This is a genomic window from Burkholderia sp. 28_3 (genome assembly GCF_003253915.1).
Lineage (GTDB): Bacteria > Pseudomonadota > Gammaproteobacteria > Burkholderiales > Burkholderiaceae > Burkholderia > Burkholderia cenocepacia.
In genome coordinates this window covers 406,303-427,608 of the sequence record NZ_QKZF01000001.1, presented here as the reverse complement: position 1 = coordinate 427,608, position 21,306 = coordinate 406,303, and the positions used below count along the sequence as shown (strand labels likewise).

General features: G+C 69.6%; 22 protein-coding genes and 2 pseudogenes. 12 read left to right on the top strand and 12 right to left on the bottom strand.

What is annotated here, in order from left to right; genetic code table 11:
• Positions 1-31 precede the first annotated feature (31 nt).
• Positions 32-1,171, bottom strand: coding sequence for an LLM class flavin-dependent oxidoreductase (locus DFS13_RS01990; RefSeq protein WP_006493091.1), 1,140 nt, complete (start codon positions 1,169-1,171; stop codon positions 32-34).
• A 260-nt stretch (positions 1,172-1,431) separates the two neighbouring features.
• On the opposite strand from DFS13_RS01990, the gene DFS13_RS01985 reads away from it, so the two are divergent.
• Positions 1,432-1,782, top strand: a complete 351-nt coding sequence (locus DFS13_RS01985; protein WP_006483121.1) for a VOC family protein — start codon at positions 1,432-1,434, stop codon at positions 1,780-1,782.
• 58 nt (positions 1,783-1,840) lie between these two features.
• On the opposite strand, the gene DFS13_RS01980 is transcribed toward DFS13_RS01985, so the two are convergent.
• The gene (locus tag DFS13_RS01980) at positions 1,841-2,701 is read right to left on the bottom strand and encodes a LysR family transcriptional regulator (RefSeq protein ID WP_006483122.1); all 861 of its coding nucleotides are present in this window, start codon (positions 2,699-2,701) and stop codon (positions 1,841-1,843) included.
• A 156-nt stretch (positions 2,702-2,857) separates the two neighbouring features.
• Here DFS13_RS01980 and DFS13_RS01975 point away from each other — a divergent pair.
• Positions 2,858-4,246, top strand: a pseudogene (locus tag DFS13_RS01975) (DHA2 family efflux MFS transporter permease subunit).
• Positions 4,247-4,255: 9 nt separating this feature from the next.
• Here DFS13_RS01975 and DFS13_RS01970 read toward each other — a convergent pair.
• On the bottom strand, positions 4,256-4,636 hold the full coding sequence (locus DFS13_RS01970; protein ID WP_043204676.1) for a DUF4377 domain-containing protein: 381 nt from the start codon (positions 4,634-4,636) through the stop codon (positions 4,256-4,258).
• 222 nt (positions 4,637-4,858) lie between these two features.
• On the opposite strand from DFS13_RS01970, the gene DFS13_RS01965 reads away from it, so the two are divergent.
• The 3 genes from DFS13_RS01965 (at position 4,859) to DFS13_RS01955 (ending at position 8,194) form a co-directional block, all read left to right on the top strand.
• Positions 4,859-6,034 (top strand): LuxR family transcriptional regulator, encoded by a 1,176-nt coding sequence (locus DFS13_RS01965; protein ID WP_111441334.1) that lies wholly within the window; start codon positions 4,859-4,861, stop codon positions 6,032-6,034.
• A 111-nt stretch (positions 6,035-6,145) separates the two neighbouring features.
• The gene (locus DFS13_RS01960; protein WP_060211160.1) at positions 6,146-6,901 is read left to right on the top strand and encodes an SDR family NAD(P)-dependent oxidoreductase; all 756 of its coding nucleotides are present in this window, start codon (positions 6,146-6,148) and stop codon (positions 6,899-6,901) included.
• Between the two features lie 93 nt (positions 6,902-6,994).
• Positions 6,995-8,194: a tyrosine-type recombinase/integrase gene (locus DFS13_RS01955; protein WP_034202275.1), complete on the top strand. Its 1,200-nt coding sequence runs from the start codon at positions 6,995-6,997 to the stop codon at positions 8,192-8,194.
• Between the two features lie 127 nt (positions 8,195-8,321).
• Here the strand turns inward: DFS13_RS01955 and DFS13_RS01950 are convergent, their stop codons facing one another.
• The 7 genes from DFS13_RS01950 to DFS13_RS01920 all read right to left on the bottom strand — a co-directional run bounded on the left by DFS13_RS01950 (position 8,322) and on the right by DFS13_RS01920 (position 13,595).
• Positions 8,322-8,540 (bottom strand): YXWGXW repeat-containing protein, encoded by a 219-nt coding sequence (locus tag DFS13_RS01950; RefSeq protein ID WP_006483699.1) that lies wholly within the window; start codon positions 8,538-8,540, stop codon positions 8,322-8,324.
• A gap of 56 nt (positions 8,541-8,596) precedes the next feature.
• A complete protein-coding gene (locus tag DFS13_RS01945) occupies positions 8,597-9,754 on the bottom strand; it encodes a DUF1501 domain-containing protein (protein WP_058903185.1) in 1,158 nt (385 codons plus the stop codon).
• A 2-nt stretch (positions 9,755-9,756) separates the two neighbouring features.
• Positions 9,757-11,151, bottom strand: coding sequence for a DUF1800 family protein (locus DFS13_RS01940; protein ID WP_034202274.1), 1,395 nt, complete (start codon positions 11,149-11,151; stop codon positions 9,757-9,759).
• Positions 11,152-11,367: 216 nt separating this feature from the next.
• The gene (locus tag DFS13_RS01935) at positions 11,368-11,871 is read right to left on the bottom strand and encodes a periplasmic heavy metal sensor (protein ID WP_048988148.1); all 504 of its coding nucleotides are present in this window, start codon (positions 11,869-11,871) and stop codon (positions 11,368-11,370) included.
• A complete protein-coding gene (locus DFS13_RS01930; RefSeq protein ID WP_006494754.1) occupies positions 11,868-12,287 on the bottom strand; it encodes a hypothetical protein in 420 nt (139 codons plus the stop codon). The genes DFS13_RS01935 and DFS13_RS01930 overlap by 4 nt, the downstream gene beginning before the upstream one ends.
• Positions 12,284-13,069 (bottom strand): RNA polymerase sigma factor, encoded by a 786-nt coding sequence (locus DFS13_RS01925; protein ID WP_077056834.1) that lies wholly within the window; start codon positions 13,067-13,069, stop codon positions 12,284-12,286. The genes DFS13_RS01930 and DFS13_RS01925 overlap by 4 nt, the downstream gene beginning before the upstream one ends.
• Positions 13,070-13,295: 226 nt before the next feature.
• Positions 13,296-13,595 carry a YXWGXW repeat-containing protein gene (locus DFS13_RS01920; RefSeq protein ID WP_006493271.1) on the bottom strand — a complete coding sequence of 100 codons (300 nt, stop codon included), beginning with the start codon at positions 13,593-13,595 and terminating at the stop codon, positions 13,296-13,298.
• Between the two features lie 323 nt (positions 13,596-13,918).
• On the opposite strand from DFS13_RS01920, the gene DFS13_RS01910 reads away from it, so the two are divergent.
• The 4 genes and pseudogenes from DFS13_RS01910 to yddG all read left to right on the top strand — a co-directional run bounded on the left by DFS13_RS01910 (position 13,919) and on the right by yddG (position 17,197).
• Positions 13,919-15,604 carry a metallophosphoesterase family protein gene (locus tag DFS13_RS01910; RefSeq protein WP_006485997.1) on the top strand — a complete coding sequence of 562 codons (1,686 nt, stop codon included), beginning with the start codon at positions 13,919-13,921 and terminating at the stop codon, positions 15,602-15,604.
• Positions 15,605-15,686: 82 nt separating this feature from the next.
• Positions 15,687-15,824, top strand: coding sequence for a hypothetical protein (locus DFS13_RS40180; RefSeq protein WP_154641555.1), 138 nt, complete (start codon positions 15,687-15,689; stop codon positions 15,822-15,824).
• 168 nt (positions 15,825-15,992) lie between these two features.
• Positions 15,993-16,189, top strand: a pseudogene (locus tag DFS13_RS40725) (aldehyde dehydrogenase family protein); the annotation flags it as partial.
• A gap of 66 nt (positions 16,190-16,255) precedes the next feature.
• Positions 16,256-17,197 carry an aromatic amino acid DMT transporter YddG gene (gene yddG, locus DFS13_RS01905; RefSeq protein ID WP_166677901.1) on the top strand — a complete coding sequence of 314 codons (942 nt, stop codon included), beginning with the start codon at positions 16,256-16,258 and terminating at the stop codon, positions 17,195-17,197.
• A gap of 18 nt (positions 17,198-17,215) precedes the next feature.
• On the opposite strand, the gene DFS13_RS01900 is transcribed toward yddG, so the two are convergent.
• Together DFS13_RS01900 and DFS13_RS01895 are read right to left on the bottom strand one after the other, a co-directional pair.
• Positions 17,216-17,848, bottom strand: coding sequence for a LysE family translocator (locus tag DFS13_RS01900; RefSeq protein ID WP_034202273.1), 633 nt, complete (start codon positions 17,846-17,848; stop codon positions 17,216-17,218).
• A 118-nt stretch (positions 17,849-17,966) separates the two neighbouring features.
• Positions 17,967-18,863 carry a LysR family transcriptional regulator gene (locus tag DFS13_RS01895; RefSeq protein WP_060211161.1) on the bottom strand — a complete coding sequence of 299 codons (897 nt, stop codon included), beginning with the start codon at positions 18,861-18,863 and terminating at the stop codon, positions 17,967-17,969.
• A gap of 321 nt (positions 18,864-19,184) precedes the next feature.
• Between DFS13_RS01895 and DFS13_RS01890 the strand changes: the two genes are divergently transcribed.
• From DFS13_RS01890 to DFS13_RS01880, 3 genes are all read left to right on the top strand, one after another.
• Positions 19,185-20,051 carry a sulfite exporter TauE/SafE family protein gene (locus tag DFS13_RS01890; RefSeq protein ID WP_060211162.1) on the top strand — a complete coding sequence of 289 codons (867 nt, stop codon included), beginning with the start codon at positions 19,185-19,187 and terminating at the stop codon, positions 20,049-20,051.
• A gap of 423 nt (positions 20,052-20,474) precedes the next feature.
• Positions 20,475-20,732, top strand: coding sequence for a hypothetical protein (locus DFS13_RS01885; protein WP_006478949.1), 258 nt, complete (start codon positions 20,475-20,477; stop codon positions 20,730-20,732).
• Positions 20,733-21,006: 274 nt separating this feature from the next.
• Positions 21,007-21,306 carry a DUF4148 domain-containing protein gene (locus DFS13_RS01880; protein WP_006486001.1) on the top strand — a complete coding sequence of 100 codons (300 nt, stop codon included), beginning with the start codon at positions 21,007-21,009 and terminating at the stop codon, positions 21,304-21,306.

The following is a 21,306-nucleotide window of genomic DNA, read 5'->3' as shown; positions in this document are numbered from 1 at the left end:
TCCGACCGGACGACGGGCGCGGCCCGGTGCATCACGCGCAGGCCCGTTCCTTCTCGCGATTGAAGAACGGGATCACGTGCTCGCCGATATTGCGGATCGTCTCCATCTGCGCTTCGTGCGGCACCGTACCCATCTGGCACAGGAACAGCACTTCGTCGACACCGGCTGCCTGCAGGCGGCCGACATAGCCGATGCAGTCGTCCACCGTGCCGTACGCGTGGTTCGGGTTCATCATCGCGAGCGCCGGGTCGGCGAAGTTCACGACGACTTCCTCCGACGCGAAGCGCGAGCGGATCACCATCTCGCCGGTGTCGGCCTGCACGAGGTCGTCGCCCCACTTCGCCGGGTCCGGCCGCTCGCCGCCCGTGTACCAGTACGCGAGCGATTCCATGAAGTAGCGCTGGCCGCGGATGCCGATCTTGCGGGCCGCCTGGCCGTCCGCCATCACGACCGTCGGGCACAGCGCGGCGAGGTGCTGCGTCGGGCGGAAGCCGACCTGGTCTTCCGGCTTGCGGTTCGCCCATGCGTCGCGGTACACCGCGTTCTTCTTCGCGACTTCGTCGGGGCCGCCGAAGCCAAGCACCAGCGCGCCCATCCCGCGCTGGCCGGCGCGCAGCAGCGCGTCGGTGTTGGTGCATGCGAGGTACATCGGCGGGTGCGGGTCCTGGAACGGCTTCGGGTGGATCGGGCGCTTCGGAATCTTGATGTACTGGCCGTCGTGCTCGATCTCGTCCTGCACGAACATCTTCGGCACGAGGTACATCGATTCGTCGATCATCGGCTGCAGCGCGTCGAGGTCGTAGCCGAACGCGCCGGCTTCCTGCTGGCTGCCGCCCTTGCCGACGCCGAAATGCACGCGGCCACCCGACAGGATGTCGAGCAGCGCGACCCGCTCGGCCACCTTGATCGGGTGATTCATCGCCGGCGGCAGGCACACGACGCCGTGGCCGAGGCCGATGCGCGTCGTGCGGCCGGCCAGGTACGCGAGGAAGGTTTCCGGCGCGCTCATGTGCGCATAGTTGGTCAGCGACGTGTGTTCCACGCACCAGATCGTGTCGAAACCGACCTGCTCGGCGAGCAGCGCCTGTTCGACCGTTTCCTTGAACACCCGGTGGTCGCCCTCGCGCGACGCGTCGGTGGTCTGGGCTTCGTAGATGAGGGAAAACTTCATTGCGTGCGTCTCCATGTCTGTTGGACGAATCGGGGTCGCGCAGGCCGCCCGCACGATACGGACGAATAGCGACGGTCCACGAATGGGAGTGTCGGCGCGCCGGCTGGCGCGGGCATCATCTGTTCGGAGTAGCCGGACGCCCGCGGCGACAGAGGGGTTTCACGGTCATCCGATCGGACTGCGTGAGCGCGCGAGCGGCGCGCTAGCATCGGACGACGGCGCACTGCACGCCGCCCACATCAAGACAAGGGAGAACCGGGATGAAGGTATCGATGCTGCTGTATCCGGTCGACGACATCGACACGGCGTTGCCGCTGTTCGTCGACGGGCTCGGCCTGAACGTGAAGTTTCGCGACGGCGACCGTTATTGCGCGCTCGACGGCGGCCCGCTGACGATCGCGCTGGTCGCGGGCGACGAGCAGATCGTCGAGCGCGCGGCGCTCACGCTGCGCGTCGACGAGGACGACGACCTGTATGCGGCGATGGCGCGGGTCGTGAAGGCCGGCGCATCGGTGCGCGTGCCCGTGCAGGCCGGACCGCACGAATACCGCGCGGTGCTGGAGGACAGGAACGGCGCGTTGCTGGTGATTTCGCAGAAACGGTCGGCATGACGATGCGCGGCGCGGCCGCCGGATGCGCGCGCCGGATGCCGCGCGGGCGTAGCCGGCGTCACGCGTCCGCGCCCGACGCGCGCAGATCGCTGGTTTCCAGCAGCTCGAGCAACGTGCCGGCCGGCTGGCTGAGCCGCTTCGCGGCCAGCGCGATGAATTCGACGTCGGGCAGCGCGGGCAGCCCGTCGCCGTTCACGGGCGGCGCCAGGCCGCGCGCGGACAGGTACTGCGACGTCGCGGTCAGCCCGAGCCCCGCGCGCGCGGCCGCGATGCAGCCCGGCTGGCTGCTGCTCGAACACACGACTTCCCAGCCGATGCCCTTTTCCGCGAGCGCGTTCAGCACCACCGCGCGCGTGACGCTCGGCTCGGCCACCAGCACGAGCGGCAGCGGGCGCTCCAGATCGACGACGGTGCCCGGCCGCGCGACCCATTCGAGCCGCGCGCGCAGCAGCGGCGTGCCGCGCCGTTCGCCGAGCCGCCGCTTGCCGATCATCAGGTCGAGCGCGCCCGCGTCCATCAGTGCGTAGAGCCGGCTCGTCATGCCGGTGGTGATTTCCAGCGCGACATCGGGATGCGCGGCGCGGAACCCGGCCAGCACCTCCGGCAGCGCGACGAGCGCGAGATCGTCCGACGCGCCGAGCCGCACGCGCCCCTGCAGCCGCGGCTTGCGAAATTGCGATTCGGCGCGGTTCAGCGCCTGCAGGATCACGTTCGCGTGCACGAGCAGCGCCTCGCCGTCGGCCGTCATCGCGATCGAATGGGTATCGCGCACGAACAGCCGGCGGCCGACGCTCTCTTCGAGGCGACGGATGTGTTCGCTGACGCTCGACTGGTTGAGCCCGAGCTGCCGGCCCGCTTCGGTGAAGCTGCGGCAGTTCGTGACGGTCGCGAACGTCTTGAGCCAGACGGGATTGAGCATCCCGCATTGTCATCGTCATTTCCGATGACAGTCAATGCCTTGAGGCGGCTTCCCGATGACCAGCGGAATCGGTACCATCGAGCGCTCGACGTCCGGCACGCGCCGCGCGACCGCGCAGCGGCGCCGCCCGCCGGACTTTCGCCCACCGATTTCGCCATGTCCCGGGAACCCACACACTCCGCGCTGCTCTGGATCGTCGCCGCTGCGTTCTTCATGCAGTCGCTCGACACGACGATCGTCAACACCGCGCTGCCGTCGATCGCCCAAAGCCTGCAGGCGTCGCCGCTCGCGATGTAGCCCGTCGTGGTCGTCTACACGCTGACGATGGCGATGCTCACGCCGGCGTCCGGCTGGCTCGCCGACCGGTTCGGCACGCGCCGCGTGTTCTCGGTCGCGATCCTCGTGTTCGTGCTCGCGTCGATCGGCTGCGCGGCGTCGCATACGCTCGGCCAGTTGGTCGTCGCGCGCGCCGTGCAGGGCATCGGCGGCTCGATGCTGCTGCCGATCGGGCGGCTTGCCGTGCTGCGTCGCGTGCCGGGCGAACAGTACGTCGCGGCGATCGCGTTCGTGTCGATCGCCGGCCAGCTCGGCCCGATCGTCGGGCCGACGCTCGGCGGCTGGCTCACGCAGGCGATTTCGTGGCACTGGGTGTTCATCGTCAACGTGCCGGTCGGCGTGGTCGGCTTCATCGCCGTGCAGCGCTACCTGCCGCACGACCAGGCGACGCAGCCGCCGCCGTTCGACTTCGTCGGCTGCGCGCTGCTGTCGGCCGCGATGATCGCGCTGTCGCTCGCGATCGACCCGCCGATGTCCGCGCACCGCGCCGCGTGGGCGGCCGCGCTCGCGGTGCTCGGGCTGGCAAGCGCGCTCGCGTACCTGCCGCACGCACGGCGACGCGCGCAGCCGCTGTTCCGGCTCGGGCTGTTCCGCGAGCCGAACTTCGGGTCCGGGCTGCTCGGCAACCTGCTGTGCCGGATCGGCACGAGTTCGGTGCCGTTCATGCTGCCGCTGTTGATGCAGGTGCAGCTCGGCTATACGCCGCTGCAGTCGGGGCTGATGATGCTGCCGGCCGCGATCGCGGGCGTCGTCGCGAAACGGTGGATCGCGCCGCTCGTGAAGCGCTTCGGCTATGCGACGTTTCTGGTCGTGAATACGGGGATCGTCGGCTGCGCGATCGCGGGGTTCGCGCTGGTGTCGGCGCGGCCCGCGCCGGTGCTGGAAGGCGTGCTGCTGATCGTGTTCGGCGCGGCGAATTCGATGCAGTTCGCGGCGATGAACGGCGTGACGCTCAAGGGGCTGTCGCATGCCGACGCCGGCAGCGGCAACAGCCTGTTCACGATGATGCAGATGCTCGCGATGGGTCTGGGCGTCTCGATCGGCGGCGGGCTCGTCAACCTGTTCGCCGCCTATCGCGGCTCGATGGCGCACGGGTTCATGCTGTCGTTCGCGTGCATGGGCGCCGTGACGCTGCTGTCGTCCGTCGTGTTCCGGCGGATCGATACGGCCGCGCCGTCGGCCCATGCGGCGGCGCGCCCTTCCGCGTGATCGCGGCCGTCAGTTCACCGGGCGGCGCTCGACGACGCGCTTGAGCACCCAGCGGATCGACGAACCGTCGGCCGGCGGCTGCGCGACGCGATATTCGTCGACTTCGAGCGTGTACAGGTAGCCGGGCTGGTACGCAAAGCCTTCGATACCCGCGTACCACAGGCTCCACGGCTCGCCCGGGCTGCCGCGCACCTGCAGGCACTCCATCGGCGCGACGCCCGTGCAGCGCGCGGACTGCGGCGCGACGTAGACGGTCCGGGTCACGGGCTTGCCGTCGGCCGGGCGGGCCGCGGCCGGCGCGGTGGCCGCCATATCGGTCTGGCATCCGGCGAGGAGCGTGCTGCCGGCAAGGATGGCCGCGCCAAGCAGCGTTCGGGAGGGGCGAATCATCTGATGTTCCTCTGGGAGCGTTGGAGGGCCGATTAGACGAGCCGCGCGGCGCGAAAGTTCACAAATACCTTACAAAACCGGTTCGACCACCCTCATTTATGGGATGTCGCGCGCGCGCCGATACGTTACCGTGTTCCGGTTCCGCTCTGCGCAGCCGCCGGCGGTCCGCACGTGCACGCCGAGCGCATCGCGACCCGGCGGCCGCAACAGGAGACAACCCGAATGACCACGGCGACCGCGGCCCTGCCGCCGCATCTTGCCCAGTCGAAACTGACGCTCGAGCAGTTCGACGCCTTGCTCACGAAGATCTACGAAGGCCCGCTCGAGGACGTCCCGTGGGGCGGCGCGCTCGAACAGATCCGCGTGCACCTGCACGCGAACTACGCGACGATGATCCTGCGCTGGCCCGCCAGCGGCCATGCGGGGCTGATGATCAATGCGTCGGAAAACAGCGCGCCGCTGCCGGGCGTCGCGTCGTACAACAGCTACTACTACGCGCTCGACCCGTTCGTGAACCTGCCGACCGATCGCGTCGTCACGGTCGACGAGTTGCTCGGCGCCGGCGTCTGGCGCAACAGCGCGATGTATGCCGAATTCCTGAAGCCGCTCGACGTCGGCCATCTGATGGGCGCCGACCTGCGCACGCAGGACGGCGTCGAGTGCCGCTTTCGCGTGTGCCGTTCGCATCGCGACCACGCGTTCTCGGCGACCGACAGGGCCGTGTGCAACGCGCTGCTGCCGCACCTGAAGCGCGCGGTGCGGCTGCACGCGAAGTTCGGGATGGTCGAATCCGAGCGCACGCTGTATGCGAGCACGATCGACCGCATGCTCGTCGGCACCGCGATCCTCGACGAGCGCGGCGCGATCATGAAGACCAATTCCGTCGCCGACGAGATCTTCGCCGAATGCGACGGCCTGCGCGTGCGCGGCGGCGCGCTCGAAGCGTCGTATCCGCTGGAGGACCGCAAGCTGCAGAAGCTGATCCGCCAGGTGCTCGCGGAACGCACGGGCAGCACGCCGTCGGTCGCGCACGCGATCGCGGTGCCGCGCCCGTCCGGCAAGCCGCGGCTCGGCGTGCTGATCCGCGCGGTGCCGCTCAGCGAGTGGTCGGAGGACAATCCGCGCCGGCCGGCGTGCGCGGTCTTCATCCGCGATGCCGAGCGCAAGTCGCAGGCGTCGCACGAGATCGTGCGCAAGCTGTTCGACCTGACGCCGGCCGAGACCGCGCTGGCGCTCGCGCTCGTCAACGGACAGACGCTCGAGGAAGCGGCCGACGAGCTGGCGATCAGCAAGAACACCGCGCGCTCGCATCTGCGTGCGATCTTTTCGAAGACCGGTGTCACGCGGCAGGCGACGCTGGTGCGGCTGTTGTTGAACAGCGTGCTGTCGCTGGGGTGAAGCGTTCGCCGCAATGCCGCCACCGCCGAATCCGCCTAGTCCGTTTCAACGTCGAAGCATCGGCGCAGCCCGCCTAACCTGTCCGTCCGACCCGCGCTTCAGGAGACAGGAATGGAACGCTTCGCAGGACAAGTCGCCGTCGTGACCGGCGCGGCGACCGGCATCGGACGCCAGGCCGCGCTGTGCTTCGCCGAAGCCGGCGCGCAGGTCGCGCTGCTGGACACCGCCGTGGCGGCCGCGGAAGACACCGCGCACGAGATCGAGCGCCTCGGCGCGAAGGCGATCGTGCTGCGCACCGACGTGTCGCACGACGCCGACGTGCGCCATGCGATCGACATGACGGTCGACACCTTCGGCCGCCTCGACCTCGCGTTCAACAACGCGGGCATCGCGCCGCGCGGCGCACCGGCCGCCGAATTCGACGAGGACGAATGGGACCGCACGATCGCGGTCAACCTGAAAGGCGTGTGGCTGTGCATCCGGCACGAATGCCGGCACATGCTGCAATCGGGCGGCGGCGCGATCGTCAACACGTCGTCGATCATGGGGCTCGTCAGCGGCCCCGGGCTCGCCGCGTATTCGGCGTCGAAAAGCGGTGTCGTCGGCCTCACGAAAGCGGTGGCGATCGACTATGCGAGCCGCGGCATTCGCGTGAACGCCGTGTGCCCCGGCGGCATCGCGAACACGGCGATCACCGACCGGCCGGACAACCGCGCCGACATGGCGCGGCTGATGCAGGCCACGCCGATGACACGGCTCGGCGAGCCGCGCGACGTCGCGGAAACGGTGATGTGGCTGTGCTCGCCCGCCGCACGCTTCGTGACCGGCCAGGCGATCGCCGTCGACGGCGGCTTCACCGTGTGGTGATCGTGTACCATCGGCGCTTCCCGATACGCTTTGGCGCGCTGCCTTCGTCCGCCCGGCCACGCCCGCGCGGTTCGCGCAGCGCGTTTCCTTCGCATGACCTCATCCGCTTCGTCCGACGACACCGCGCTGCGCCCGCTGCCGATCGATACGCTGGCCGTGCCGGCCGCGCTCGACGGACGCACGGGCACCAACCGCTCGGGCAGCGCGCACCCGCAGATCGCCGCGACCCATGACCTCGACGCCGTGCGCGCCTGGCTCGCGCGCTTCGTCGATACGCCGGCCACGTTCCAGAACTACCGCAAGGAAGCCGAGCGCCTGCTGCTGTGGGCCGTGATCGCGTGCGGCAAGCCGCTGTCGTCGCTCACGCACGAGGATCTCGTCGTGTACCGGCAATTCCTGCTCGCGCCCGCGCCGGCCGAGCTGTGGTGCGCGAACGGCGGCCGCAAGCATCCGCGCGACGATCCGCGCTGGCGGCCGTTTTACGGGCCGCTGTCGGCAGCCAGCCAGCGGCAGGCGCTGGTGATCCTGAACGTGATGTTCTCGTGGCTCGTGCAGGCCGGCTATCTGGCCGGCAATCCGCTCGCGTTGTCGCGGCAGCGGCAACGCCGGCCCGCGCCGCGCGTCACGCGCCATCTCGGGCAGCCGCTGTGGCAAGCGGTGAAGGATGCGATCGCCGCGATGCCGCGCGACGATGCGCGCGCCCGCTTCCATGCGGATCGCGCGCGCTGGCTGTTCACGTTGCTGTATCTCGGCGGGCTGCGCATCACCGAAGCGGCCGATACGACGATGGGCCGGTTCTTCTGCCGCCGCGATGCGGACGGGCACGAACGCTGGTGGCTCGACGTGACGGGCAAAGGCGGCCGGCAGCGGCTCGTGCCGGCCACCGACGAGATGATGACCGAGCTGGCGCGCTACCGGCGTGCGCACGGCCTGCCCGCGCTGCCGGTCGACGGCGAGCCGACGCCGCTCGTGCTGCCGGTCGGCCAGGCGCGCAAGCCGCTCACGCGTGCGGCGCTGCACCGGATCGTGAAGCAGGTGTTCCGGCACGCGGCCGACCGGCTGCGCGCGAACGGCGAAGCCGGCGAGCAAGCGGCGCGCGTGCTCGAACAGGCGTCCGCGCACTGGCTGCGTCACAGCGCGGGCTCGCACATGGCCGACGGCCGCGTCGATCTGCGGCTCGTGCGCGACAACCTCGGCCATGTGTCGCTCACGACGACGAGCCAGTATCTTCACGCGGACGACGACTGGCGCCATCGCGAGACGCAAGCGAAGCACCGGATCGGGTGGGACTAGACTGCGTTCCGCCGCTCGACGGACGAGGTCGATCCCGCCGAGATCCGCCGGAGCAAGCGGCACTTCGCATCGCCGCTTGCTCCGGCGCGTCGATCCCGCCGCGTGACACGTCGACACGCTTGCCGTGTCAGTACACCGCCACCCAGTGCCCGGGCACCCACGCCCAGTGATTGCCGGCCCACCGGTAATGCCCCCTGGCCCAGCGATAGCCGGGTGCGGGCGGCGGCGGCGCCACCTCGGCGACGGGCGCGGGCTGCGGCGGCCGCACGGGCTCGACCACGCACGCGGACATCAGCACGGCGCTCGCGCTCACCAGCATGGCGAGCGAAACAGACCGGATCTTCATTGTCGATGCTCCCTGTTGTGTCATCGGTTGTCGGCCGATCGCGGCGACACGACGCGTCACGCGGCTGCGCGAATCAGGCCGCTCATCGGCCGTGCCGCACCGCTTTCCGCGAACAGCGCGGATGCGGTGCGGCGCGGGTCGAGCCGCAGGCTGTCGGCGGCGGCGCCCGCGATCAGCGCATCGAGCGACGCAGTCGGCTTCAGGTCGCGCCCTTCGTACAGGTCGCCCGGCCGTAGCCCCGGCCAGTCGGCGATCACGCGGCCGCCTGCCACCGCGCCGCCCGCGAGCATCGCGACCGACGCCTGCCCGTGATCGGTGCCGCCCGTGCCGTTCACCGCGGCCGTGCGGCCGAACTCGGTCGCGACCAGCACCGTGGTCTGCTGCCACGCGGGCCCGAGGCCGTCGCGCAGCGCGGCGAGCATCGTGTCGAGCGCCTTCAACTGATTCGCGAGCCGCGCGTTCTGCGCGCTATGGGTATCCCAGCCGCCCGTCTCGATCATCGCGATCCGCGGGCCGTCGTCGCGCGCGAGAAACGTCGCGGCGAGCTTGCCGACGCCGGCCGGGTCCTGTCGCGCATGCGCGTCGCCGGCGAGGCCGCGTGCTTCCATCGCGGATTGCCACAACGGGCCGAGCTGCGCGTCGGCTTCGTAGAGCGCCGACACGCGCGTGAGCAGATCGTCCGGCGCGGCCGGCAAACCGGACGGCGCATACGACGCGGCCTGCACCGCGCCGCGCAGCGCGAGCGGTACGGTCGGCGCGAACGCGATTGCGTTGTCGCGCGTCGCCGGCAGCAGCGCGGCGAGCCGGTTCAGCCAGCCGTCCTTGACCTGGTACGGCGCCCGGCCGCCCGTTTCGAGCACGTTCTGGCCGTCGAAATGCGAGCGGTCGCGATACGGCGACGCGATCGCATGGACGAACAGCGCCTGACCGTCGCGGTACATCTGCGCGGTTTGCGCGAGCGACGGATGCAGCGCGAACGTGCCGTCGAGCCGCGTCGCGGCCGTCGTGTCGATCGCGAGCGGGCCGCGCAGCGACGCATACGCGGGCTCCGCATACGGGACGACGATGTTCAGGCCGTCGGCCGCGCCGCGCTGGATCACGAACACGAAGCGCCGGTCGGTCTCGACATTCGCGAACACGAGCCGCGGCGCGACGAGCATCGCGCCCGCGCCGGCCGCGGCCACACTGAGGAATCGTCGGCGGGACAGTGCCATGGTCATCTCCGTTGGAAATCGGGCGAAACGAGCAGCAGTGCGAGCGACGTCGTCGCGCTTTCGGCGCGCGCGAGCGCGGTCGCGGTCGGCGCGCTCAGCGAACCGGCGAGCAGCGTGTTGCCGAGCGTGCGCGGATCGAGCCGGTCGCCCGTGCGTGCGGCCAGACGCTGCGCGATCTCGACGCGGCGCACCAGCGCATCGGGCGCGGCCCAGCTCGCGGCGACGTCGTCGTAGCCGGCCGGTGAACCCGGCCGCCACACCGGCTGGCCGAGCTGGGCGAGCAGCGGCGCGGCCTTGAGATCGCCGGTGTCGCGCCAGCCGAGCCCGCGCAGCGACGACACGGCCCACTCCCACGGCGTCTTGAACTTGCGGTTGACCGGCGACCACGCGTCGGGCGCGTCGACGAGCGCGCGATAGACGGTCGGCAGGTCGCCGCCGCTCGCATCGAAGGCGCGCGCGAGCCGCTCGGTCAGCGCGGGCGGCGGATTGTCGGCGACGACATGACGGGCGAGCTGGAACGCGATGTGTCGGCCGGTCGCCGACGATCGCGCGAGGTCGCGCAGGATCGCGCGCGCCTGCGCTTCACCCGGTTGATCGTAGGTGCGGCCCATCACCGTGCGCGTGCCGGGTTCGTGCAGATTCGGCCGGAACACGAATGCGCCCGGCGCCGCATCGCCCGGTTGCGCCCCGCGCCCGCCGGCGATGCTCCAGCCGGTCAGTGCGCGGGCGAATTCCGTCACGTCGGCCTGCGTGTAACCGGTGCGCACGCCGAGCGTGTGCAGCTCCATGATTTCGCGTGCGAGGTTCTCGTTGAGCCCGCGCTTCGCGGACGGATCGCGTGCCTGCGCACGCAGTGCGGCCGGGCTGTCGGGACCGACCGAGCGCGCCTGGTCGAGGAACACCTGCATCGCGGGATGCTGCTCGACGGCGACGAGCATGTCCTCGAAACGGCCGAGCACGTGCGGACGGATCGCGTCGCGTTCGAATGCGCCCGCGTACGCGGCCACCTGCCCCTTGTCGACCGACACCGCGAAATGATTCGCCCAGAAATGCACGAGACGCTCGACGAACGGCGTGGACGTGTTCAGCGCGCTGTTCATGCGCGCGGCGACGGCGCCGCGATACGCGTCGTAGCCGTCGCGGCGGATCGATTGCGCGGTGGCACGCTTCGCGGCCGCGTCGTCGCCCGTCGTCGCGTTGCGGGTGTTCGCGAAGCGCGTGGCGAGCGTGACCGCGTCCGGCTCGCCGGCCCATGCGGCGGGTCGCGCATCGTAGCGGTCGAACTGGGCGAGCAATGCGGCCTTCGGGTCGGCGGGCGGGGCTTCGTCGGCGCGCGCGCCGAGACCGAAGCGGTTCAGCGCGATCGCGGCCGGCGTGGCGTCGTTCGGGTGGTCCATGACGGGCTCTCTTGCGGTGCGTATTCACGTTCAACGCAAGCACGCCGGGAAATCCGTCGCGGGGCGGGAAAATATTTTTTGCTGTGGAAGCGCCGGGCGGAAATCGCGCAACACGGCGGCGTGGATCGTCAGCGGACAACGACCGCGCGATTCGCCGGAACCGGCGCACGCATGACGCACGAGCGGCGCGCAGATCGCGCGCCGCCCACGCGCGGCTTACTCGCTCGTCGACGCGTCCGGTTTCTTCTGCAGCCTCGGCGGCAAACGCCAGTTGCCGCTGTGCTGCAACCCGTCGACGAACTTCGCGCGCTCGTCGGGCGTCAGCGTCGCCGCGAAATCGACGACGCTGCGCTCGACCTGCGCACGCATCGCGGTGTCGGCCGCGCGCGTGCGGTCGAGCGCCGCATCGATCGCCGCGCGATCGAGTTGCGGCGCGGCGAGCAGGTCCAGCACGGTGATCCGGCCGTCGCGCCCTTCGCGCGCGAAATCGCGACCGCTCTTGCGAGCCGCCTTCAGCGCCGCGGCGAACTCGCGCTGCCGCGCATCGGGCAAGCCGTCCGCCGCGAAACGCAACGCGGTGCGCGATGCGGGCGTGCCCGCCGCGTGCCCGTCGCGGTGAGTCGAGAACCATTGATACGCGCCGCCGCCGATCGCGCCGAGCATGAACACGTTCAGCACGACCGAGCCGACGAGGGTGAATTTCCAGCCGCGTTCGGTCATTCGTCACTCCCGTCCACGCTCGGACCGCCAAACGTCGTCGTCAGATAGCCCGGCTCGTGCTGCGCCGGCGACGCGCTGCCGAGCATCAGCATCGACACGGCCACCGCCCCCGCGAGCGCGCCGGCCAGGCCGACGCCCGCGAACGCCGCGCCCGACCACCATACGGCGCCGCGCCGGCGGGCGCGCTGCGGCGCGGGCGCCGTCGCGACGATGCGCTCGACGAGCGCCGGCGCCGGAGGCGCGACCGTGTCGTACGCGAGCCACGCATCGAGGTCGGCCGCATCGTCGAGCGCCAGCAGCGCTTCGCGCGGGTTCGCGTGCGCCCACGCCTCGGCGGCCGCGCGCTCGCCGGCCGGCCAGCGCCGCGCGTCCGAGCCGTACGCGGCGACGATGGTACGAAATCGTTCGGGTGTCATCGCTTGTCCTCGCTAGGTGGGTCGCCGGCCAGTTGCGCGCGCAGGTTGCGCCGCGCACGGGCGAGCAGGCTTTCCAGCGCATCGACGGTGATGCCCATCAGGTTGGCCGCTTCCACGTTCGACATGTCCTGATAGTACTGGAGCACCAGCGCTTCCCGCTGCCTCGGCGGCAACGCGGCCAGCGCCTGCCGCACGCGCGCATCGCGCGAACGCAGTTCCGCATGCGCGGCCGGCTCCGGTTGCGTGTCGGGCACGTCGGGCAGCGTATCGACGGGCGCCTCGCGCCGGCCGCGCAACCGGTCGTAGCACAGGTTCAGCACGACGCGATGCAGCCACGTGTCGAAGCGGGCTTCGCCTTCGCGCCAGCGCGGCGCCTGGTTCCAGATTCGCAAGAACGTCTCCTGTGCGACGTCCTCGGCTTCGCTCCGGTCGCCGAGCATGCGCGTCGCCAACGCGAGCAGCCGCGGCAGCTTGCGCGCGACGAGCACGCGCACCGCCGACGCATCGCGCGCACCGACGCGTGCGACGAGTTCCGCGTCCGGATCGCGGTCGCCGCGATCGCTCAACGCCGCCTGCTCCGTCGCGCGGCGCGTGCGCGCCGCACTGTCACGGCGGCGGGACCCGCCGCCCGGCTGAAGCTCATCGTCGTGCTCTCCTTGCATGCGTCGGGCCATCGCCGGACGGCGCCACGCCGACGGTGCGTCGACGCCGCGCGCGTCGCGCCCGGCATCGCACACGGTGCCGGCCGAGCCGGGTTCATCGACATCCGGTTCGCGCCGCATGTCGATCCTCGCAGCCCGCCACGCGAGCGTGGGCCGGCGCGCTCAATATACGACGACCGGCGCGGGCCGGTAATACACCGGACGGGCCGGCACCACGACGCAGCCGGCCAGCGCGATCGCCGCGGCCGCCAGTATCACGATGATTCGAAAAGGCATCGCTTCGACTCATGATGTTGCGTGAAATATCCGCTGCGCCAGCATCGCGTGCCGCGCGGCGGCCTGCACGTCAGGCCCAGTGGCCCGGCACCCAGCGCCAGGCCGGGCCGCGCGCGGCCCAGTGTCCGGGCACCCAGTGGTAACCGACCCGCACCACTTGCCAGTGGCCCGGAATCCACACGTAGCGGCCCTGCCGCCAGTGCCAGTGGCCCTGATCCCATACGTAACCGGCACGCGGCGCCGGCATGACTTCGACGCGCGGCGGCGGCGGCGCGTAAGGCGCGACGATGACGGCCTGCGCGAATACGGCGGACGTCGCGAGCGCAGCCAGGCATCCGACGGCCAATCGCAATGGAACGGAAAGTTTCATGAAAGACTCCGAAATAACGGGCATCGACCGGAAGCGGTCGTTCATGCGTTAAACGGAGCGGACGGGAGAAATCCGTCGCGGTATCGGCAAATAAATTTCGGAGAAAGTGAACGGGCGCGGGAGCGGACCGGCAGCCACGACGCGCGCCTCTGCACATCGGCGGCCGCAGGCGCAGGGTTGCGGCACTGTCACAACGCGGCAAAACTGCCCTTCGACAATGCACGCGACCGGGATCCCGCTCGTTTCCGGCCCACGCCCCGGCCGTGCGCGCGCATGGCCGCGCGGTTCCGCGTCTCGCGCCCCATCAACGAAAAACACCGACCATGTCGAACCAGGACACTCTCCCTGACCAGCCGAACGAGCCGGCCGCCTCCGTGTCGCGTCGCGGCTTCCTGAAACTCGCCGGCGTCTCCGGCCTCGCCACCGCCGCCGGCGGGCTCGCGGCGGCCCGCGCCGCCGCGTCGAACCCGGACGGCACGCCCGAGCAGGTTCACCTGACGTGGGGCAACGACCCGACGTCCGAAGTCGTGATCTCGTGGGCGTCGCTCGCACCGGCCGTCAATCCGCGCGCGCGCATCGTCGCCGACGGCGAGCCGGCGCGCACCGTGCACGGCGTCCAGCGCCTGTACACCGACGGCCTGAACGGCGAGACCGTGTTCGCGTACCACGCGCGCGTGCACGGGCTGAAGCCGGATACGCGCTACCGCTACGAGATCACGGCGGACAACGACGGCAATGCGGCACAGCCGTTCTCCGCGCACTTTTCGACCGCGCCGCGCGGCCGGGCGCCGTTCCGTTTCACGAGCTACGGCGATCTCGCGACGCCCAACGGCGCGTGGGTGCTGTCGTCGCCGCAAAGCCGCTTCGCGGTGCAGGCCGTCGAGCAGTTCCAGCCGCTGTTCCACCTGCTGAACGGCGACCTCTGCTACGCGAACCTGAACCCCGCGCACCAGCCCGAGGTGTGGCGCGATTTCGGCAACAACAACCAGACGTCGGCCGCGAATCGCCCGTGGATGCCATGCCCCGGCAATCACGAGATCGAGTTCAACAACGGTCCGCAGGGGCTCGACTCGTATCTCGCCCGCTATACGCTGCCGGAGAACGGCACGCATTTCCCCGGCCGCTGGTATAGCTTCCGTGTGAGCTCCGTGCTGTTCGTGTCGCTCGACGCCGACGACGTCGTGTACCAGGACGCCGCCGCGTTCGTCGGCGGCCCCGCGCCGCTCGTGCCGGCCGCGAGCACCGGTCGCCCGCCGATCGAGCCCGGCACGTCGTTCTACGTACGTGGCTACAGCAACGGCGAGCAGACGCGCTGGCTCGAACGTACGCTGCGTCACGCCGCGCATGACGACGACATCGACTGGATCGTCGTGCAGATGCACCAGGACGCGCTCAGTTCGTCGAAGACGGGCAACGGGTCCGACAAGGGCATTCGCGAAGCGTGGCTGCCGCTGTTCGATCGTTACGGCGTCGATCTCGTGCTGTGCGGCCACGATCACGACTACGAGCGCAGCTATCCGGTGCGCGGCTGCAATCACCGCGCGGGCGTCGACGCGAAGACCGGCGAAGTGGTCGAAACGCTGCAGCCGCGCCCGGTCGGCTCGAACGATCCGAACCGGACGACGTTCGACACGAGCCACGGCACGATCCACCTGATCCTCGGCGGCGGCGGCACCAGCGCGCCGCTCGACGTGTACGGCGAAAACCCGTCGACCGGCTTTGCGCAGGCGAAGGTGTTCACGAAGCCGAACCGGCCGGTGCCCGGCACCGCGCCGAACACGTTCGTGCGCCAGCCGGCCGATGCGCTCGAGGATGCGATCTGGTCCGCGCGCCGCGACACGGGCACCGGCTACGGGATCGCGGTGTTCGACCACGATCCGGGCAAGCCGGGCGGCCACACGACGATCACGATGCGCTACTACCACGCGCCGGGCGCCGACCAGCACCCGACCGCGCAGTACGAGCTGTTCGAGACGATCGAACTGAGCAAGAAGCGGCACGAGCGGTGACCGGACGGGCGCCCGCTGCGGCGGGCGTCTGACGCTTCGATCGCCCGGCTCGTTGCGCGCGCAACGTGACGGGGCGATCAGGATGCCGCGATTCGCGAAGTACTGGTCGAACGTCGCGCGCGGCATCGCCACGTTTTGCTGCGTGCGCACGTCGAACCCGGACGGGTTGTGGAACAGCCAGTCGCCCGTGTCGCGGTTGGTGCCGAACATGAGGACCTGATGCCCGCCGCGCGACGGCGGCTCGAAACCGTCGTGCCGGATGACAAGGCGGCTCTCTCTTGGTGGTTTCGTGAAATTCGATATCCGCGACAACTGCCTCGGGACTATACCCGGTCGCCGGACGAAACGATCGCACGGTGTCGTCAGCCCGAATACCGCGAAGCCGCGCCGGCACGCGGACGTCGACACGGTGAGCTTCGCCGACCCGACGGACCCCGGCGGCAATTCCTCGAGTACTCGGCCGAATTCGACCTGAAGCGCATCGTGCTAGAGTGCGGCGGCAAGAATCCGGCGCTCGTGCTGCCCGATGCGCCCGATCTCGACGCGGTCGCGCAGCCGATCGTCGACGGCGCGTTCCGGAGCATGGCGGGCACTGCCCGGCGCCGTCGCGTCATCCGAAATCGAATTGGCATGTTGAAACAGGCAGCAAGCATGAAACGCAAGAACAAGGCAACGCTCATCGGGCTCGGTGCAGTGCTGTTATGGGCCTCGGTGGTCGCGCTCGTTCGCGGCGTCAGCGAAAGCCTCGGCGCGACCGGCGGCGCGGCGATGATCTATACGGTGGCGTCCGTGCTTCTGCTGTTCTCGATCGGCTTCCCCGACCTGAGCCGATTCCCGAAAAACTACCTGCTGTGGGGCGGGCTGCTGTTCGTGTCGTACGAGCTGTGCCTGTCGCTGTCGATCGGCTATGCGAGCAACGGTCGGCAGGCGATCGAAGTCGCGATGGTCAACTATCTGTGGCCGAGTCTCACGCTGATCGCCGCCATCGCGTTCAACCAGCAGCGCGCGAATCTGCTGGTCGTGCCCGGCGTCCTGCTGTCGATGCTCGGCATCTGCCGGGTGCTCGGCGGCGACCAGGGGCTCGATCCGGCCGGCATGCTGCGCAACGTCGCGGACAATCCGCTCAGCTACGGGCTGGCGTTCGTCGGCGCGCTGATCTGGGCCGGCTATTGCACGGTCACCGCGCGCATCGCCGACGGCAAGAACGGCGTCACGCCGTTCTTCATGCTGGTCGCCGCGGTGCTCTGGATCAAGTTCGCGATCGAAGGCGGCGGCGGCATGACGTTCAGTTTGCACGCGGTCGGGTATCTCGTGCTGGCGGCGTCGGCGCTCGGCTTCGGCTATGCGGCCTGGAACACCGGCATCATGCACGGCAACGTGACGGTCATCGTCGGCGCGTCGTATTTCACGCCGGTGCTCGCCGCCGCCGTCGCCGCCACGCTGCTGCACGCGCCGCTGTCGGCCGAGTTCTGGCAAGGCGCGTCGATGGTGTGCGGCGGCTCGATCCTGTGCTGGCTCGCGACGCGCAGCCGCCGTGACAAGGCCAGGCCCGTGCGGATCGTCAACGAGGCCGACGGTAGCTGCCACGGGTGACGAGACCCGGTGCCATCGTCAATTTTGCGACTCCAGCGCGATCCGCACGGCCAGCCCGGCCAGCACCGTCCCCATCAGCCAGCGCTGAACCGCCGCCCAGAGCGGCCGCCCCGCGAGAAAACCCGCGATCGAACCCGCCGCGCACGCGATCAGCGCGTTGACGCTGACGCTCACCGCGATCTGCACGCAGCCGAGCGCCAGCGATTGCGCGAACACGCTGCCGTGCCCCGGCACGATGAACTGCGGCAGCAACGACAGATACATCACCGCGATCTTCGGGTTCGCGAGGTTCGTGACGAAGCCCATCGCGAACAGCCTCGCGCGGCTGTCGTGCGGCAACTGCCGGACCTGGAACGCGGAGCGCCCGCCCGGCTTCAGCGCCTGCCACGCCAGGTACGCCAGATACAGCGCGCCGGCAACGCGCAGCGCATCGTACGCATACGGCACGGTCATCACCAGCGCGGTGATGCCCACGGCCGCGCACACCATGTAGAACACGAATCCCAGCGCGACGCCGCCGAGCGACACCAGCCCGGCGCGGCGGCCCTGGCAGATCGAGCGCGAAACCAGATAGATCATGTTCGGCCCGGGCGTCAGCACCATGCCGAGCGACACGAGTCCGAACGCAAACAGGGTGGGCAAGGCTGGCACGGCGCACTCCTTCAGGGCAACGATCACGAGGTCAGAACAATGTATTGCATGTTGACCTTCGCCATCGTGAATAAACTGCAAGCGCCCCATGAGCGCCGTTCATCGTGTCCGCCCGTCGCTATCTGCCCTTTTTCGCACGGGTCCGGACCGTCTTTTCCGCCTTCGCGCGTTGCGCGTCGACGAGCCGTACGAACGCGTCGGTGACCGCGTTGCCGGCGGTATTCCACGCCAGTCGCACCGAGCGATGCAGCCGTGGCGACAGCGCCAGCACGCGCCCGCCGAACGGCGTGTACGTGAGCGTGATGCGCGGCACGATCGACACACCCATGCCGGCCTCCGCCATCGACAGGATCGTGCGCATCTCGACCACGTTGAATGCGGGCCGAAGCGGCGCGCCGCCGCGCGCGAAGTAATCCGCGATCACCGGCCCGCATCCCGCCTTCGAGAAAATGAACGGCGCCGCGGCCAGCTGCCGGGCCGACACGCTCTTGCGGCCGGCGAACATGTCGTCGGCGGCCACCGCGACGAAATCCTCGTCGAGCAGCGGCAGGTGGTGCGCGAACGTCTTCGTGCCGGCCACCACGCCGACGTCGGCCGTGCCGTCGTCGAGCCACCCTTCGACTTCGCTGTCCGTGCCTTCGAGCAGCACCGCCGATACGCCCGGGTGCATCTCCTTCAACGCCTCGATGGCGGGAACGACGAACGCCAGCGACACGCTCGGCAGCGACGCAACCACCAGTTTCCCTTCGAGCTTGCCGCGCGACAGGCTGAACTGCTGGCGCAGCATCTGCGCTTCCCGCACCACGCTCTGGACATACGGCCACAGGCGTTCGCCGGCCGCCGTCAGCACGACCGGCTGCCGGTCGCGCCAGAGCAGCTTGACCTGCGTGAGGTCCTCCAGCTCCGTCAGCGCATGGCTGATCGCGGATTGACTGCGACTGAGCCGGTCTGCCGCGGCCGTCAGCGAGCCGAGTTCGACCACGGCAGCGAGGGCCTGCAACTGGGCGAGCGTCATCGGGTTTCCTCGTTAGAAGGTATGTATGCCGCGCATGAGACGGCCGATTCACTTGAATTATATTGAACCGGTGCGACGGTCATGCAGCCGACACGCGCACCGCGCCATCCGCGAGCCGAATGCCGGATGCAACGCTCGGGTAAGATGCGTGATCGAACCGCCGCGTCGATGCAGGCGCATCACGCTGCACGACGGGCCGGGCCGCACAACCGGCCGATCAGGTTCGCACCGATCCCGAACACCTTGCGTGCACGATGCACGCGACCGCCACGGGCGCCGTCGACGACGCTCGCTGCCGGCTACGCCGCGACATGCCATTCCATGATGCATTTCAATCTGACTGAAGGGGTGCTGGTCTCCAGCCTGCAGGGGCTCCCCGCGTTCGAACTGGCCGGCATCGCCGTCGCGCTGCTGCTCGGCGGGATGGCCAAGGGCATCACCGGCATCGGCGTGCCGCTGATCGCGATGCCGATCCTCAGCCAGTTCCTGCCGATCCGGCATGCGGTGCTGCTGCTGTCGATGCCGATCATCCTCGGCAACATCCCGCAGGCGCTGGAAGGTGGCCAGGTGCTCGCGACGGCACGCAAGATCGCGGCCCCGATCGCCGGCACCGTGATCGGCAATGTCGTCGGCGTGGCGATCCTGCTGTCCCTCAATCCCGGTCACGCACAGGCCGCCTCCGGCGCGCTGCTGATCGTGGCCGCGACATTGATGCTCGCGGCGCCGAAGCTCGACCTGCCGCAAGCGTGGCAAAAGCCCGTCGGTTTCGCGCTCGGCTTCGGTGCGGCGCTGATGGAAAGCATCGCATCGGTGCCCGGCCCGCTGCTCGCCACCTACCTGATTTCGTCGGGCGCGACCGGGCGCGTATTCACGAAGCAGATCGCGATCATCCTCGTGGTGTCGATCGTCACGCTGATCACGACGTTCAGCGGCGCGGCGCACGCGAGCGGCGCCGACCTCGCGATCTCGGCGGCCGCCAGCCTGCCGGCGATTGCCGGCATGTGGCTGGTTCGCCCGCTGCGGGACAAGATGTCGCCCCGGATCTTCAGGATGGTCGTCCTGCTGTTCGTGCTCGTCGCGGCGGCGCAGATGATCTGGAAGTCGGGCGTATTTCGGCACGGCGGATCGGCCACGGCCCAGACGGGTGGCGTGCACGCGACCCAGCCGTCGATCGCGCATGCGTTCTGAAAGCTGCCACGCGTAGTATGCGCAGACCACCCGGCGTATCGCTCCGACCGACAGCGCGGACGATACGCGGCCGGCTTTGCTGCGCGTACGCTGATACCGATGTCAGCATGGCCATGTCGTCAGAGGCAAGAAATGGAAACGTATGTATTGCTGGGCTGCGGATTGGGCCTTGGCCTGTTGATCGCGATCTGGGGCATCTGGTCGCTCCGCTGACGCGCGGCGGCCCCGTCCGCGCGCAAGGCATCCGTCTGGAGCAGGACGCGAAACCGTCGTGTCGATGAACGGTTCCGGTCGATTTGATTCGCAATCCGATTCAGCCTGCCATCGCCCGCCTCCGAGCCGTCGGCCATCGCCGCCGCCCGGCACGCAGCCCGTCCGGCCCCGCGCCCTGCTCCATTCCCGAAGACGCGTTAGACTAGTCGGATGGAACAATGCCGTTATTGCCAGAGAATCCGCGATGAATGGGATTGCCACGGCGACGAATGCCGCCGGGCAATCGCCAAGGCGCTGCGCCGGCAGCGCGCCGGCCTGCCGATGGTCCCCGACCGCATCCGCAACGAGCTGCCGTCCGGCGCGCCGACCCAGCAGGTGATCGCCGTCCTGTCCCGCCAGCGCCTGCGCGCGCGGCGCGGCAACGAAGAACGCCGCGAGCGCAAGGAAATCGACGACGACGGGGTCTGATCCGACAGCCCCGCCGCTTCGACGCGATATTCGGCGGCCCTTGCCGCCGCGCGCATGCCCGTGCCCGCCCCTCTGTTCACGCTCCCGCCAATTGCTTGCAATCCCCGCAATACCGAATGGGGACGGAAGACGTTCGTCTCGAAATTATTACCTCGAGCGCAACGATCTTTCACTCAAACTCGCGTTTACCCTAGGTGAAGCGACGCCTACGATGTAATCAACCGCTGACGACATGGTGTCGAACGCGGAAAGCCAATAAACATCGGAGGTCATCATGAAATCGCTCGTTTCCGCAGTCGTTGCCGCCGCCGCCCTGTCCGCGTCGTTCGGCGCATTCGCCCAAAGCACCGTGACCCGCGCCCAGGTGCGCAATGAACTGGTCCAGCTCGAAAACGCGGGCTACAAGCCCAGCCAGTCGAGCCCGTACTACCCGGCCGACATCCAGGCCGCGCAAGCCCGCGTGCACGGCATCGACAACAGCGGCGCCGGCTCGCAACCGGCCGCGACCGTCGAGGGCGGCGCACCGGTCGTCCGCGCGCAGAACCCGCGCGACTCGGTCTACTTCGGCCACTAA

Bases quoted from the DNA above. Each gene is read 5' to 3' on its own strand.
- DFS13_RS01880 (WP_006486001.1), top strand. From the start codon at position 21,007: ATGAAATCGCTCGTTTCCGCAGTCGTTGCCGCCGCCGCCCTGTCCGCG.
- DFS13_RS01960 (WP_060211160.1), top strand. From the start codon at position 6,146: ATGGAACGCTTCGCAGGACAAGTCGCCGTCGTGACCGGCGCGGCGACC.
- DFS13_RS01920 (WP_006493271.1), bottom strand. From the start codon at position 13,595: ATGAAACTTTCCGTTCCATTGCGATTGGCCGTCGGATGCCTGGCTGCG.
- DFS13_RS01955 (WP_034202275.1), top strand. From the start codon at position 6,995: ATGACCTCATCCGCTTCGTCCGACGACACCGCGCTGCGCCCGCTGCCG.
- DFS13_RS01985 (WP_006483121.1), top strand. From the start codon at position 1,432: ATGAAGGTATCGATGCTGCTGTATCCGGTCGACGACATCGACACGGCG.
- DFS13_RS40180 (WP_154641555.1), top strand. From the start codon at position 15,687: ATGCCGCGATTCGCGAAGTACTGGTCGAACGTCGCGCGCGGCATCGCC.
- DFS13_RS01965 (WP_111441334.1), top strand. From the start codon at position 4,859: ATGACCACGGCGACCGCGGCCCTGCCGCCGCATCTTGCCCAGTCGAAA.
- DFS13_RS01990 (WP_006493091.1), bottom strand. From the start codon at position 1,171: ATGAAGTTTTCCCTCATCTACGAAGCCCAGACCACCGACGCGTCGCGC.
- DFS13_RS01980 (WP_006483122.1), bottom strand. From the start codon at position 2,701: ATGCTCAATCCCGTCTGGCTCAAGACGTTCGCGACCGTCACGAACTGC.
- DFS13_RS01935 (WP_048988148.1), bottom strand. From the start codon at position 11,871: ATGACCGAACGCGGCTGGAAATTCACCCTCGTCGGCTCGGTCGTGCTG.
- DFS13_RS01940 (WP_034202274.1), bottom strand. From the start codon at position 11,151: ATGGACCACCCGAACGACGCCACGCCGGCCGCGATCGCGCTGAACCGC.
- DFS13_RS01885 (WP_006478949.1), top strand. From the start codon at position 20,475: ATGGAACAATGCCGTTATTGCCAGAGAATCCGCGATGAATGGGATTGC.
- DFS13_RS01970 (WP_043204676.1), bottom strand. From the start codon at position 4,636: ATGATTCGCCCCTCCCGAACGCTGCTTGGCGCGGCCATCCTTGCCGGC.
- DFS13_RS01910 (WP_006485997.1), top strand. From the start codon at position 13,919: ATGTCGAACCAGGACACTCTCCCTGACCAGCCGAACGAGCCGGCCGCC.
- yddG (WP_166677901.1), top strand. From the start codon at position 16,256: ATGAAACGCAAGAACAAGGCAACGCTCATCGGGCTCGGTGCAGTGCTG.
- DFS13_RS01945 (WP_058903185.1), bottom strand. From the start codon at position 9,754: ATGGCACTGTCCCGCCGACGATTCCTCAGTGTGGCCGCGGCCGGCGCG.
- DFS13_RS01950 (WP_006483699.1), bottom strand. From the start codon at position 8,540: ATGAAGATCCGGTCTGTTTCGCTCGCCATGCTGGTGAGCGCGAGCGCC.
- DFS13_RS01895 (WP_060211161.1), bottom strand. From the start codon at position 18,863: ATGACGCTCGCCCAGTTGCAGGCCCTCGCTGCCGTGGTCGAACTCGGC.
- DFS13_RS01925 (WP_077056834.1), bottom strand. From the start codon at position 13,069: ATGCGGCGCGAACCGGATGTCGATGAACCCGGCTCGGCCGGCACCGTG.
- DFS13_RS01930 (WP_006494754.1), bottom strand. From the start codon at position 12,287: ATGACACCCGAACGATTTCGTACCATCGTCGCCGCGTACGGCTCGGAC.
- DFS13_RS01890 (WP_060211162.1), top strand. From the start codon at position 19,185: ATGATGCATTTCAATCTGACTGAAGGGGTGCTGGTCTCCAGCCTGCAG.